A 12,235-nucleotide genomic window follows, 5' to 3' on the forward strand; every position below is an offset into this window, starting at 1 on the left:
CAGGCGCGGTCTCGCGAGCCCTCACCGGGATGCCATGCGGTCCCTGGGAGAGTGACAGCATGACGATCATCGCCGCTCCAAGCCCGACACAGGCCGCGCTGCTACTCGGCCTACCCGTCGAGATCGTCGCCCTTTTGGTAGCGGGACTAGGACTCATCGCATCCCTCGCAGCGCTCACGTGGCAGTTCACCAAGCACATCTTGGACGGTGGGCGGGTCAAGGTCTACCTGAACCCGGGCGTGTGGGAACCCGGTTTCGCCATCAGGATCAATAGAAGCGGCAAGTTCGCCATGCGCGAGGAGAGCCTGTACCCGGTGACGCGCAACAACTTCGAGATTGCGCAGTTGGTTGTCGAGAATCCCGGGCGCACCGCAATCACCATCTACTCGCCTGGCCTTGCCCTGACCGGCACCGGCTACAAGGCGCACTCACTCACTCCGAGGTCGTTCGACGTCAACGACCTGAGCGCGGATTCACCCTCTAACGAGTCGGCGGTGCGCCTCGAACCGTACGACCGAGTCTCCTTCACCTACGACTTCTGGTCGGTGGTGCCGAGTCTCTTGGAGAAGGCCGGGCCACGAGGGATTGCAATTAGGGGATTCGTAAGCGTCGCCGGGCGAACCAAGAGGCCCCAGAAGTCGAGTTGGCGCAGACGGTGGCGGATGCAGGAGGGCGACTTCACGGCCCTCGACGGCCCGCCCAAGATCGCGCCGTTCACCATCCTCTGGCGCGAGCTGTACCGGCGATTCCCGGAACCCGAAGAACTGGGCGACCAACAACCAAGTCTCACCAAGGGGATGCTGAAGTACGTGCTGGAGCGAGCCATGCGGAAGTTCGACTCTGCCCCCGACCGCGAGACTTTCCAGAAGGCGATGGAGTACGAGGGGAAGAAGGTCGGTGATCGGTTCGGACTAGTCACCATCGGACTCTGGGAGGGGTATGCCGAGCTGGAGCGACTGAAAGAGCATCTCGGGCCGTGGAACTGGCAGTTCGGCGCGACACTCCCGGATGACGCGGAATCGGACCCGACCGCACAAACGGCGCGTGACGTGGTTGTCGCACGCGAAGAGCCCGAGCAGCCTAACGACGTCGATCCGTCAGGAATGTTTCCGACACGGAACCACCCAAATCCGCCACACGAGGACGAGGACGGTCGCTGAGTGTCCCTCAGACCGACTTCTGGCTGGCCTCTGTTTCCTTCAGCCGTCGAGCAACATCGTTGATGATGTCCTGCGTGACGTCGAGGATCTCCTGGCACCACTCCTGTATGGTCGCCGCCTTGCGATAGGCACGAATCTGTTCCAGCGCCTTGCGTGCTCCCTCCGCCGGTTCGGTCACATCTAGTTCATGAGCGATCTCATTACGTGCGGTGAACGCCTGTTCGAGGAGCGAAGTCTTCTTCTGTGTCGGAGTGAATCGCCTGCGCAGTCCCTTCTCAGCGACGCCACAAGCAGTGGCTAGCTCCATCACCCGTGAGGCCGACTGAGCGCTGGCCGCTCGCAGGTCGTAGACCCACCGTTCCAGCAGCACCTCGCGGGGTGACTTCGCCTCGCTCAGGAGAAGCATCATCAGCTCTTTCGGATCGACTCCATCCGACTTATTCTGAATTCGCTTCTTGCTGTAGTCCTGGAACTGGGTCTCGACAGCTGCCTCGCTACCGATCAAGGTCGGCACCGCGTGTTGCACAAGACGCTTCAGGGCTGTGTCCAGCCCCGCCCCACTGAACAGCAGCGCGGAACGAAGGCAGTCCTGCGCTTCAGATGTAAGCCGCCCATTCGCCGCCTTGCCTTCTGCGATCTTTCGGAGACTGTTCATCGTGTAGGCCATGGCAATCGACGATTGGGCGGACTTCGTTGCCGCATCGATGGCAACCTGCACCTCGGGCAACAATTCCCACGCCTCGGGGGATGCAGCCGTTAGCGAATCGAACTTGGCACGGTCGCCTGCCGACAATGCCTCTTCCGCGGCTTTCTGAGTGATCACTTCCCGCCTCCAGATGCGTTTCCGATGCGGAATTCCACCACGTCGCCGTCGCTCATTGCATCCTCGTCTTCGTCGTCCTCGGCGAGAAACGCAGTCCCGAAGACGTCACACCCCAGCTTGGAAAGGTCGCGGATCAAGTCCGCCTCCAGCACAAATCCACCTTGCGTGCTGTCGGAGTCTCCGGACCACCAGAGCCTGGTCTCTCCACCTTGGCGGAGTTCCGCGAGCACTTGCGAGCTGGGCTGCAGCATCGCCATCAGCTCTCGAAGCGACGAGAACCCGGTCTGATCTTCTTCACTCGGTTCGTTCACGACGCTGAGCGACCAATGGGTCTGCTGGTAGCGCAGACGCTCCGGAGCGAGGTCTCGCCCGGCACGTCCCGCGGGAGTGAGATCGCCCTTGTCCCCTGAGCGAGTTGGTTCGAGTCCGAGCATCACGGATATCTCATTCACGGTCTTCGTGTCGCTGTAGACGCTGAACGACGCCCTGTTGCCCCGGATCATGGACGAAGCTTACTTCGACCCGCCAGATGTGTTTCCGATGCGGAACTCCACGACGTCGCCGTCCATCTCGTCCTCATCCCCATCCTCGTCATCGTCCTCGGCGAGATACGCGGTCCCGAACACGTCACACCCCAGCTTGGCAAGGTAGCGGATCAGGTCCGCCTCCAGCACGAATCCACCTTGCGTGCTGTCGGAGTCTCCTGACCACCAGAGCGTGGTCTCCCCGCCTTGGCGGAGCTCCATGAGTGCTTGAGCGTTGGGTTCCAGTCTCACCACCAACGCGCGAAGTGCAGAGAAGCCGGTCTGATCGTGGGCACTCGGTTCGTCAACACTCTCCGTGAGCGACCAAAAGGTCCGCTGGTGCGTCAGAAGCTCGGGCGCATAGTTCCGACCGGCCCGCCCCGCAGGGGTGAGATCGCCTTTGTCACCCCAGTCGGTGGGCTCCAGTCCGAGCATCGCAGAGATCTCGGCTACCGTCTTCGTATCGCTGCGGATGCTGAGCGACGCCCTGTTGCCCTGGATCATGGACGAAGCTTACTTGGACCCGTCAGATGTGTTTCCGATACGGAACTCCGCGACGTCGCCGTCCTGCGCTCCCTCACGCTGCGCTCACAGGCCGTATCTTTAGCTCATGGCTCCCTCGATCCGTGAGCTCCTCCCCTTCGGTCGCCGGATGCTGACCTTCGCCATGGTTGGGTTCGCGTGCGGCGCGGTTGTGGGCATCCTGCTCGTGCTCCTTGCATGGTTCCCCGGAGCGATGACGACTTACTCGGAGAATCCCCAATTCGTCGATCCCCGAAGCTCGGTACTCGCGTGGTGCGCCGGATGGGCGCTTGCCTGCGGAGCGCTTGGATCGCTCATCGGCCTGGGGATCGGAGCCATCCTTAGCACTCGGGACTCGGTGGATACCCATGTCCCTTCGACGCACGCCTGACTCAACGACGGAAGCTTCGCTTGCCGCTTAGATGACGTCGTCTATCGGTCTTACTTGGACCCGCCAGATGTGTTTCCGATACGGAACTCCACCACGTCGCCGTCCTGGCCGTTAGAAGTCTTCAGCACTGATCTTCAGACGCTCACGTACCAAACCGGCGGCGTGCCCATCGAGCCAGTGAAAGTCGTACCTGCCGCGGTGGGCATCCGTACTGATCCACTCCAGATACCCGTCCCGCATCTCCTTCACGGCCGACCAAGGCGGGTAGTCCTCCGTGGATCGCTCGCGCGAACCATCCGCCCAAACGACGATGTACCACACCCACCATTGCTGCCTCAGAGGACTGAAGGGAGACCAAAACCACGAGCGACTTGTGGCGACGTGTCCCGCAATCTCGCCGTTGCGCGAAAGGACACCAACCCCCTCGTCGAAGACTTCGAGCGCGGGGTCTGGTTTTGGTGGCTTGATCAATCCCATCGTGACAGGAAGCCTAACTGCGACGGAATACGGCAGTTGCGAGGTCGGCGATCACTGGGAATCGCCAGGCGTGTTTCAGATACGGAACTCCACGAGAAATTTGTCATGCGTCAACCGGCGGCAGCCGCTTCGCGGTGATGTCTTCCGCATCGAATTCGGGCCAATGCGTTCGAACGAACTCGATGAGCTTGTCGGGCTCCACCCACTCGATGCCCCACTTCGACCATTCCACGTTCGGCTGGTCATCGTGCGGCCAGTATGAGTCCTCGCACCCAGCTTCATCGGACACGTCCCAGGGCTTGTCGTGAAACTCCCACACTCGGTCCTCCATCGGCACGACAAGCACCGCCCGACCCGCGACTTCGCCTGTCGTCGCCCGGCCACCACCGGTCAGGTTGGATTCGAGAGGACTCTGCGCGGACACCTGACCTACTTGGATCCGCCAGATGTGTTTCCGATACGGAACTCCACGACGTCGCCGTCGCTCATGTGGAGGGGTCGCCGTCGTCGTACCATCCGGTCGCTTCGCTCTGCATCAAGCCGTGCGTGTATGCGGTCAGCTGTCCGAGGAACTCGACGCGGTTGTAGGCGTCACCGCCGACACTCCGGGCGCACCAGTCTCCGTCATCGAGCTTGACGAGAACGAAGACGGCCTCGGCCTTCGTTCCGTCCGGAAGCGGAGCGATCCGAAGGTCACCGAAGACCTCACTCGCAGCAACCGGAGATCGCGTTTCCTCCGTAGCCATGACTATTTCGACCCTCCAGATGTGTTTCCGATACGGAACTCCACGACGTCGCCGTCCTGCATGACGTAGTCCTTGCCCTCGAGGCGGGCCTTGCCCTTGGCGCGGGCCTCGACGACGGAGCCCGTCTCGACCAGATCGTCGAACGAGACGATCTCGGCCTTGATGAAGCCCTTCTCGAAGTCGGTGTGGATGACGCCCGCAGCCTGTGGCGCCTTCGATCCCTTGGGGATGGTCCAGGCGCGGGCTTCCTTCGGACCGGCGGTCAGGTACGTCTGCAGGCCGAGCGTGTCGAAGCCGATGCGGGCGAGCTGGTCGAGACCGGACTCGTCCTGGCCGGTCGAGGCGAGGAGCTCGGCTGCGTCTTCCGGGTCGAGGTCGATGAGCTCGGACTCGATCTTCGCGTCGAGGAAGATGGCCTTCGCCGGGGCGACGAGGGCGGCGAGCTCCGCCTTGCGCGCGTCGTCGGTCAGCACGGACTCGTCGACGTTGAAGACGAAGATGACGGGCTTCGCGGTGAGCAGACCCAGCTCCCGGATCGGCGTCAGGTCGATGCCGGCGACCGACAGCAGCACACCGCGCTCGAGAGCATCCTTCGCCGCGTTCGCGGTCTCGAGCACGATGGGTTCGATCTTCTTGCCGCGCACTTCCTTCTCGTACCGTGCGATCGCCTTGTCGACGGTCTCGAGGTCGGCGAGCATGAGTTCCGCGTTGATGGTCTCCATGTCGGATGCAGGATTCACCGTGCCGTCGACGTGGACGACATCGTCGTCGGCGAAACCGCGCACGACCTGAGCGATGGCGTCGGCCTCACGGATGTTCGCGAGGAACTTGTTGCCCAGACCCTCACCCTCGCTCGCCCCACGCACGATGCCGGCGATGTCGACGAACGACACTGCTGCGGGCAGGATGCGCTCGCTGCCGAAGATCTCCGCGAGCTTGTCGAGGCGAGGATCGGGCAGGTTCACCACGCCGACGTTCGGCTCGATCGTCGCGAACGGGTAGTTCGCCGCGAGCACGTCGTTCTTGGTGAGTGCGTTGAAGAGGGTGGACTTGCCGACGTTGGGCAGGCCGACGATACCGATAGTGAGAGCCACGGGGCACGAGTCTACCTCGCTGAAGACGCACGATCCTGCGGGATGCTGTGCGAGCGAGGCGCGAGATCAGGCGAACGCGCGAGATCAGGCAGACGTCGGCCCGTTCGGCCTGATCCGGCGCGAACGCCTGACGCGGCGCAGCGGCCCGAGCCGCAGAGCCGCGCAACGGACCTCAGTCGCGAACGGCTCGATACGCCCGCGTGACGTACGGAAGGTCGATCGTGGCGTCCCCGTGCAGGTCGAGCTCGTCGAAGAGCGCGTCGAGCTCGCGCGCGATGCGGGCCTTCTCCTCGTCCGAAGCGGTGATGATGTAGCTGCGTGACGCCGCCATCCGGTGCAGCACGTCGCGCGTCACGGGGCGGGCCCATTCCCAGCGCTCCTGCTCGAGTCCGCTGAACGGCGCGGAGACAGTCGGGTCCCCCTCGGCGAGCATGTTCTCGGCGTGGCTGCCGTGCATGATCTCGGTGAGCCTGCGCACCCAGTCGACACGGTCGTCGCGGATGTTCCAGATGAGGCCGAGCACTCCCCCGCCGCGCACGGCGCGCCCGATCTCGGCTGAGCCGGCCACCGGATCGACCCAATGCCATGCCTGCCCCAGCACGACGGCATCGACACTCGCGTCCGGAAGCGGCAGCTGCTCGGCCGATCCCTGGAACGTCGGCACGCCGGGCACCGCACCGCGGAGCGTCGCGAGCATCACGGGGTCGGGATCGACGGCGACGACCTCGGCGTCCGGCGCCTCCGCGAGAACCCTGGTGAGCTTTCCTGTGCCGGCACCGACATCGGCGATCCGACGTGAGCCGTGCGGCATGCGCTCCAGCATCCATGCCACGGCCTCGAAAGGATAATCAGGTCGACCGACCTCGTAGTTTCCCGCCTGCGCTCCGAACGACGTCGCCATGTCCTCAGCCATGTCGCCAGCATACGGCGAGTCTCCGAGACGTCTTCGAGGGACCGGGGGAAGGTGGGGATGTGCCACTGGACTTCACTGCGATCGACTTCGAGACCGCGAACTCCAGCCCGGCCTCTGCATGCTCGGTCGGACTGGTCCGCGTCCGCGACGGCCAGGTCGTCGCCACCACCGGTTGGCTGATCCAGCCGCCGCCTGGCCATGACGAGTTCCAGGAGTGGAACGTGCGCATCCATGGCATCCAGCCGGAGGACGTGCTGTCGGCCGCGACCTGGGTCGACCAGTTCGACCGCCTGTGTGCCTTCGCGGGTGCCGATGTGCTGGTCGCGCACAACGCCGGCTTCGACCTCAATGTGCTGCGCCGCGCGTCTGAGGCCACGGGCCAGCTGTGCCCGCCCTACCGGTCGCTGTGCAGCCTGCAGGTCGCCCGCAAGACCTACACGCTCGACTCGTACCGGCTGCCGGTCGCCGCTGCTGCCGCGGGGTTCGAGGAGTTCTCGCACCACGATGCCCTGGCCGATGCCCGTGCGTGTGCCCAGATCGTGATCGACGCCGCCTACAGAGCCGGTGCAGGCGACGTCTTCGCTCTCGCCGACGCGCTGAGTCTGCGGGTCACCGCTCCGGTTGCTCCTGTCGCACCCGCACTGGAGCGCGCGGTCGCCTGACCCGCACCTCGACCGCTCCGTGCGCGGCGACCTCCGAATGTCGGAGGCCGGCCCCATCATGAACACATGGATGCTCTGGCTGTCGTTCTCCTGCTCGTCGCACTCGCTGCGGGCATCGCCGTCGGCTGGTTCCTGCGCGCCGGCCGAGGCGCCGCCGATCTCGCGCGCGCTCAGGCCGAGCTGGCCGCTGCGCGCGACGACCGAGACCGTCAATACGACCTGTACCGCGATGCCGTCGAGCACGCGCGAAACGAGCAGCGCGCCGAGGCGCAGCGGGTGCAGCAGCAGAATGCGGTGCTCACCGCGCTCGCCCCCGTGCGCGAGAGTCTGCAGCAGATGCAGACCAAGGTCACCGCGATCGAGCGGGAGAGGCACGCTCAATTCGGCACGCTCGAGGAGCAGCTGCGCCGAGCGCAGGAGTCCGATGAAGCGCTCCGGGCGACCACCGAGTCCCTCGCGGGAGCTCTGCGCTCCAGCGCCACGAGAGGCGTGTGGGGCGAGACGCAGCTCCGCCGTGTCGTCGAAGCCGCGGGCCTCACCCGACACATCGACTTCGACCTGCAGGCGACGATCTCCAGCGACCGGGGCCAGGGCCGTCCCGACATGGTGATCCGGCTCGCGGGTGGCAGCTCGATCGCGGTCGACGCCAAAGTGCCGCTCGACGCGTACCTCGAGGCATCTGCGCTTCCGGGCGGCGACGCCCAGGAGCCTCAGCGTCGAGCATTGATGCAGAAGCACGTGAAAGCAGTCCGAGCGCACATCGACGCCCTGGCGAAGAAGGCCTATTGGGCGGGGCTCGATGCGAGCCCCGAGTTCGTGATCTGCTTCCTGCCGAGCGAATCGCTGCTGGCCGCCGCGATCGACGAAGACCCGACGCTGCTCGACTACGCATTCGGCCGACGAGTCGCGCTCGCCTCCCCCGTCAACCTCTGGGCCGTGCTCAAGACCGTGGCGTTCACCTGGACACAGCAGGAGGTCTCGACCGAGGCTCGCACATTGCTCGCGCTCGGCACACAGTTGTACGACCGGCTGGGAACCCTGGCCGGACACGCCGACGATCTGCGCCGCGCCCTGGAGCGCACCGTCGACAGCTACAACCGGTTCGCCGGTTCGCTCGAGACACGCGTGCTCGTGACCGCTCGCCAATTCCCCGGGGTCGACGCGTCGGCGCTCTCGACAGCCCCCGCGGTGACGACAGGGGCGGCCAGGCGATTCACGGCACCGGAGCTGATCTCCTCTGAGGAGAGCACCCACGAACCGGAGTCAGGCGACGCGGTGGCTGACGCGGCGCGCGACGAGTCGGCACTCCGCGCAGACGTGGGCGACGTGCGGATCAGACTCGAAGAAGAACGCTGATCCAGCGCTCACCGAGCAAGAGGGCGCCGTGATCAGGCGATACCGGGAACGCCGCTGAGCAGCAGGATCACCAGACCGCTGGTTGCCAGGAACGCGCCGATCATCCACCATGCGCTGAGCTCGTGCCCCTCATCGCGCCGGACGCGGAAGAGAACATCCGCACGTCGGGCCGGGTCTACTGCCGGTGCGACGGGGGCCACGGTCGGGGGCTTCGGAGCGGATTCCGCGTCCGCGCTCACCCGGAGGATGCGCCCTGTGTTCGTCGTGACGATCCTGGTCGCGGCGGCTTTCGAGCCGCTCGTGTGCTGCGTTGTCATCTGTTCGCCCTCCTGTGCCTGCGGTGCCTGGCGGCTCCGTCGACGGCGACAAACCCAGTGACAATTGTGACACGGGGGCCCGGCGAACCGTGGATCGTCCGGGGTGTGAGGCGATACCGGCTCGATAACGATGCCGACGGCCTCAGCGCCGACGATCACACGACGGCGAACACGAGAAGCGTCAGAGCCACTTCGAGACGAGGTGCTCGGACGCGATGCGACGGAGCGTCCCCGAGGCGCCTCTGAGCACGACGCTCTCGGTGTACACATAACCGCGCTCGCGCCGGACACCCGCGACGAGCTGGCCATCGGTGACACCGGTCGCGACGAAGATCGTGTTGTTGCCCTGCACCAGATCGTCGGCCTCGTACACCTTGTCCATGTCGAGCCCCGCGTCGATGCCGCGCTGGCGCTCGTCGTCGTCACGCGGCCAGAGCCGACCCTGGATGTGGCCGCCGAGCGCCTTGATCGCACAAGCCGTGACTATTCCCTCGGGGCTGCCTCCGACGCCGACGCACATGTCGGTGCGGGCGTCGTGGCGTGCCGCATTGATGCCGCCGGCGACGTCTCCGTCACTCATCAGACGGGTGCCGGCGCCGGCATCGCGGATCTCCTGGATGAGCTGCTCATGACGCGGACGGTTCAGCACCGAGACGACGATCTCGTCGACGGGCTTGTCGAGAGCGCCGGCGAGCTTGCGGATGTTCTCCCCGATGGGCAGACGGATGTCGACGACACCGACACCGGCGGGGCCCGTCACGAGCTTGTCCATATAGAAGACGCTCGAGGCGTCGAGCATGGTGCCACGGTCCGAGACGGCGATCACCGACAGGGCGTTCTGTCGACCGGCAGCGGTCAGTGAGGTCCCGTCGATGGGGTCGACGGCGATGTCGCACAGCGGCCCTCGGCCGGTTCCGACGATCTCGCCGTTGAAGAGCATCGGGGCGTTGTCCTTCTCGCCCTCACCGATGACGACCCGTCCCTGGAAGTCGACCGTGCCGAGGAAGGCCCGCATGGCGTCGACAGCCGCGCCGTCCGCAGCTTCCTTCGCACCGCGACCGATGAACGGCACAGCGCGGATGGCCGCAGCCTCCGTCGATCGCACCAACTCCATCGCCAGGTTGCGGTCGGGACGAAGCGGGCTCAGATCAGCAGTAAGACTCACCATGCGGTCAGCCTAGCCATCGTGCGCTCCGAATCCGCCGCTTTTCGGGCACGATCCGCCGAAGGAATCGCTGTTCTTAACAGCTACGCAGAAGCGGACGTGCTCGCCCCCGGCCGCGACTGCGGTATCGGCGCGTGCGCCCCGATAGAGTGGCAGCTGTCCCGGCTTCCCCTATCGCAGGAGTTCTCATGCCCGTCGCCACCCCGGATCAGTACGCCGAAATGCTCGACCGCGCGAAGGCCGGCGGCTTCGCGTACCCCGCATTCAACGTCTCCAGCTCGCAGACGATCAACTCCGTCCTCCAGGGCCTGACCGAGGCCGGCTCCGACGGCATCATCCAGGTCACCACCGGTGGCGCCGACTACTTCGCCGGCCACACGGTGAAGGCTCGCGCCACGGGCGCTCTCGCGTTCGCGCGCTTCGCCACCGAGGTCGCCAAGAACTACCCGATCACCGTCGCCCTGCACACCGACCACTGCCCCAAGGACGCACTCGCGGGCTTCGTCGAGCCGCTGATCGCCGCTTCGGAGGAAGAGGTCAAGGCCGGTCGCAACCCGATCTTCCAGTCCCACATGTGGGACGGCTCCGCTGTTCCCCTCGCGGAGAACATCGAGATCGCGAAGGATCTGCTCCCCCGCATGAAGGCCATCAACGCCATCCTCGAGGTCGAGATCGGCGTCGTCGGCGGCGAGGAGGACGGCGTACAGCATGAGGGGTCGAACGAAGCTCTCTACACGACCTTCGCCGACGTCGACCAGGCTGTGCAGGCGCTGGGTCTCGGTGAGCAGGGGCGTTACATCGCGGCCCTCACCTTCGGCAACGTCCACGGTGTCTACAAGCCCGGTGGAGTGAAGCTGCGTCCCGAGCTGCTCGGCGAGATCCAGGCGGAGGTCGCCGCGAAGTACAACACCGGCCCCAAGCCGCTCGACCTCGTGTTCCACGGTGGCTCGGGCTCGACCGATGAGGAGATCGCCCTCGCGGTCGCCAACGGCGTCATCAAGATGAACATCGACACCGACACCCAGTACGCCTACACGCGTGCCATCGCCGACTACATGTTCAAGAACTACGACGGCGTGCTGAAGGTCGACGGCGAGGTCGGCAACAAGAAGCAGTACGACCCGCGTGCCTGGGGCAAGATCGCCGAGTCGGCCATGGCCGCCCGCGTGGTCGAGTCGACCCGCCAGCTCGGCTCGTACGGCCAGTCCAAGAGCTGATCGGTCGCGAGACACAGAAGGGGCCCGGCATCCTGCCGGGCCCCTTCTCGTTCTCCGTGGAAGCTGCGCCCGCGCAGACCTCACGGAACGTCCTCAGGGACGCGTCATCTGCTCGAGGTGCGCGATGAACGCCGGATCGCCCATCATCGGCACGGCGATGCAGACCGACACCACACCCATGGTCACGATGGCCCCGACGATCGGAACCCACCACGTCACACGTCCACGGCGGAGGCGACGGATCGAGAGCGCGGCGGTGACCGACCACCCGACGGCGAGCAGGATCGCGGCGATCGTGCCCCAGGTCCTCGCGGACGCGAAGTTCGTGAACTCGCCTTCGATGCCGATGATCTTCATCGTCTGGTTCATGACGCTCGGCAGGTCCAGGTACGACAGCCCGGTGACGACGACATTGATCAGTCCGTACGCCAGCATGGCGATCGTGGCGAAACGATCGAGCGGGTGCGCCCGCTTCGCGGGGGAACCGCCCGAGGGGCTCGACGCCGCGACCGCTCCCGGCACGGCCGGCGGTGGTGACGCTGCAGCGGCTGGAGCGATCACAGGCTCATCGATCGGAGGCAGACCCGCGGCCCGTCGCTGCTCCTCCGGGGTCGCGAGTTCTCCGTACTGGGGCCGCTGATCGCTCATCTCGCCATGCTAACGGCATACCCTCATGCCGACTCCCAGCAACTGCGTGCCGAAAACGATAGCGGCCCCGGAGAAGTGGGGACTTCTCGGGGCCGCGGACGTGAAGCGCTGGGGACGCTTCTCATCCAGGTCGACCGCCAGCGCTGGGGACGCTCGAGGCGGTCGGTAGCGCTCTTGTATGCCGCTACTCCCCCCATAGTAGGAAAACGCATGCCGCCGC

The 12,235-nt window shown here is 65.5% G+C and carries 15 protein-coding genes; 4 read left to right on the forward strand and 11 right to left on the reverse strand.

The features are described 5' to 3' along the window. Positions 1 to 59: 59 nt before the first annotated feature. Positions 60 to 1,160 carry a hypothetical protein gene (locus tag ABRP18_RS11820; RefSeq protein WP_349884699.1) on the forward strand — a complete coding sequence of 367 codons (1,101 nt, stop codon included), beginning with the start codon at positions 60 to 62 and terminating at the stop codon, positions 1,158 to 1,160. 7 nt (positions 1,161 to 1,167) lie between these two features. Here ABRP18_RS11820 and ABRP18_RS11825 read toward each other — a convergent pair whose 3' ends face one another. From ABRP18_RS11825 to ABRP18_RS11860, 8 genes are all read right to left on the reverse strand, one after another. Further along, positions 1,168 to 1,983: a hypothetical protein gene (locus tag ABRP18_RS11825; protein WP_349884700.1), complete on the reverse strand. Its 816-nt coding sequence runs from the start codon at positions 1,981 to 1,983 to the stop codon at positions 1,168 to 1,170. Next, positions 1,980 to 2,486, reverse strand: coding sequence for a DUF4279 domain-containing protein (locus tag ABRP18_RS11830; protein WP_349884701.1), 507 nt, complete (start codon positions 2,484 to 2,486; stop codon positions 1,980 to 1,982). Before ABRP18_RS11830 ends, ABRP18_RS11825 begins: the two co-directional genes overlap by 4 nt. Before the next feature lie 9 nt (positions 2,487 to 2,495). Then, positions 2,496 to 3,011, reverse strand: a complete 516-nt coding sequence (locus tag ABRP18_RS11835) for a DUF4279 domain-containing protein (RefSeq protein ID WP_349884702.1) — start codon at positions 3,009 to 3,011, stop codon at positions 2,496 to 2,498. 520 nt (positions 3,012 to 3,531) lie between these two features. Next, positions 3,532 to 3,897 (reverse strand): hypothetical protein, encoded by a 366-nt coding sequence (locus tag ABRP18_RS11840; protein ID WP_349884703.1) that lies wholly within the window; start codon positions 3,895 to 3,897, stop codon positions 3,532 to 3,534. Between the two features lie 103 nt (positions 3,898 to 4,000). Then, positions 4,001 to 4,321, reverse strand: coding sequence for a hypothetical protein (locus tag ABRP18_RS11845; RefSeq protein ID WP_349884704.1), 321 nt, complete (start codon positions 4,319 to 4,321; stop codon positions 4,001 to 4,003). A gap of 61 nt (positions 4,322 to 4,382) precedes the next feature. After that, positions 4,383 to 4,643, reverse strand: coding sequence for a hypothetical protein (locus ABRP18_RS11850; RefSeq protein ID WP_349884705.1), 261 nt, complete (start codon positions 4,641 to 4,643; stop codon positions 4,383 to 4,385). Positions 4,644 to 4,645: 2 nt separating this feature from the next. Then, a complete protein-coding gene (ychF, locus tag ABRP18_RS11855) occupies positions 4,646 to 5,737 on the reverse strand; it encodes a redox-regulated ATPase YchF (protein WP_349884706.1) in 1,092 nt (363 codons plus the stop codon). Between the two features lie 172 nt (positions 5,738 to 5,909). Beyond that, positions 5,910 to 6,650 (reverse strand): class I SAM-dependent methyltransferase, encoded by a 741-nt coding sequence (locus tag ABRP18_RS11860; protein ID WP_046749610.1) that lies wholly within the window; start codon positions 6,648 to 6,650, stop codon positions 5,910 to 5,912. Between the two features lie 59 nt (positions 6,651 to 6,709). On the opposite strand from ABRP18_RS11860, the gene ABRP18_RS11865 reads away from it, so the two are divergent. Continuing rightward, on the forward strand, positions 6,710 to 7,312 hold the full coding sequence (locus ABRP18_RS11865; RefSeq protein WP_046749611.1) for a 3'-5' exonuclease: 603 nt from the start codon (positions 6,710 to 6,712) through the stop codon (positions 7,310 to 7,312). Between the two features lie 66 nt (positions 7,313 to 7,378). Continuing rightward, positions 7,379 to 8,668 carry a DNA recombination protein RmuC gene (locus tag ABRP18_RS11870; RefSeq protein ID WP_349884707.1) on the forward strand — a complete coding sequence of 430 codons (1,290 nt, stop codon included), beginning with the start codon at positions 7,379 to 7,381 and terminating at the stop codon, positions 8,666 to 8,668. Between the two features lie 32 nt (positions 8,669 to 8,700). Here the strand turns inward: ABRP18_RS11870 and ABRP18_RS11875 are convergent, their stop codons facing one another. Then, the gene (locus ABRP18_RS11875) at positions 8,701 to 8,985 is read right to left on the reverse strand and encodes a hypothetical protein (RefSeq protein WP_046749613.1); all 285 of its coding nucleotides are present in this window, start codon (positions 8,983 to 8,985) and stop codon (positions 8,701 to 8,703) included. A 181-nt stretch (positions 8,986 to 9,166) separates the two neighbouring features. Continuing rightward, complete coding sequence (gene glpX / locus ABRP18_RS11880) at positions 9,167 to 10,153, reverse strand: class II fructose-bisphosphatase (protein WP_183152278.1); 987 nt, start codon at positions 10,151 to 10,153, stop codon at positions 9,167 to 9,169. A 185-nt stretch (positions 10,154 to 10,338) separates the two neighbouring features. Between glpX and fbaA the strand changes: the two genes are divergently transcribed. Continuing rightward, positions 10,339 to 11,367, forward strand: a complete 1,029-nt coding sequence (gene fbaA, locus ABRP18_RS11885; protein WP_046749615.1) for a class II fructose-bisphosphate aldolase — start codon at positions 10,339 to 10,341, stop codon at positions 11,365 to 11,367. A 93-nt stretch (positions 11,368 to 11,460) separates the two neighbouring features. Here the strand turns inward: fbaA and ABRP18_RS11890 are convergent, their stop codons facing one another. Next, positions 11,461 to 12,015, reverse strand: coding sequence for a DUF6264 family protein (locus ABRP18_RS11890; protein WP_061015435.1), 555 nt, complete (start codon positions 12,013 to 12,015; stop codon positions 11,461 to 11,463). Positions 12,016 to 12,235 lie beyond the last annotated feature (220 nt).

This window comes from Microbacterium sp. WHRI 7836, from assembly GCF_040223885.2.
Lineage (GTDB): Bacteria > Actinomycetota > Actinomycetes > Actinomycetales > Microbacteriaceae > Microbacterium > Microbacterium oxydans.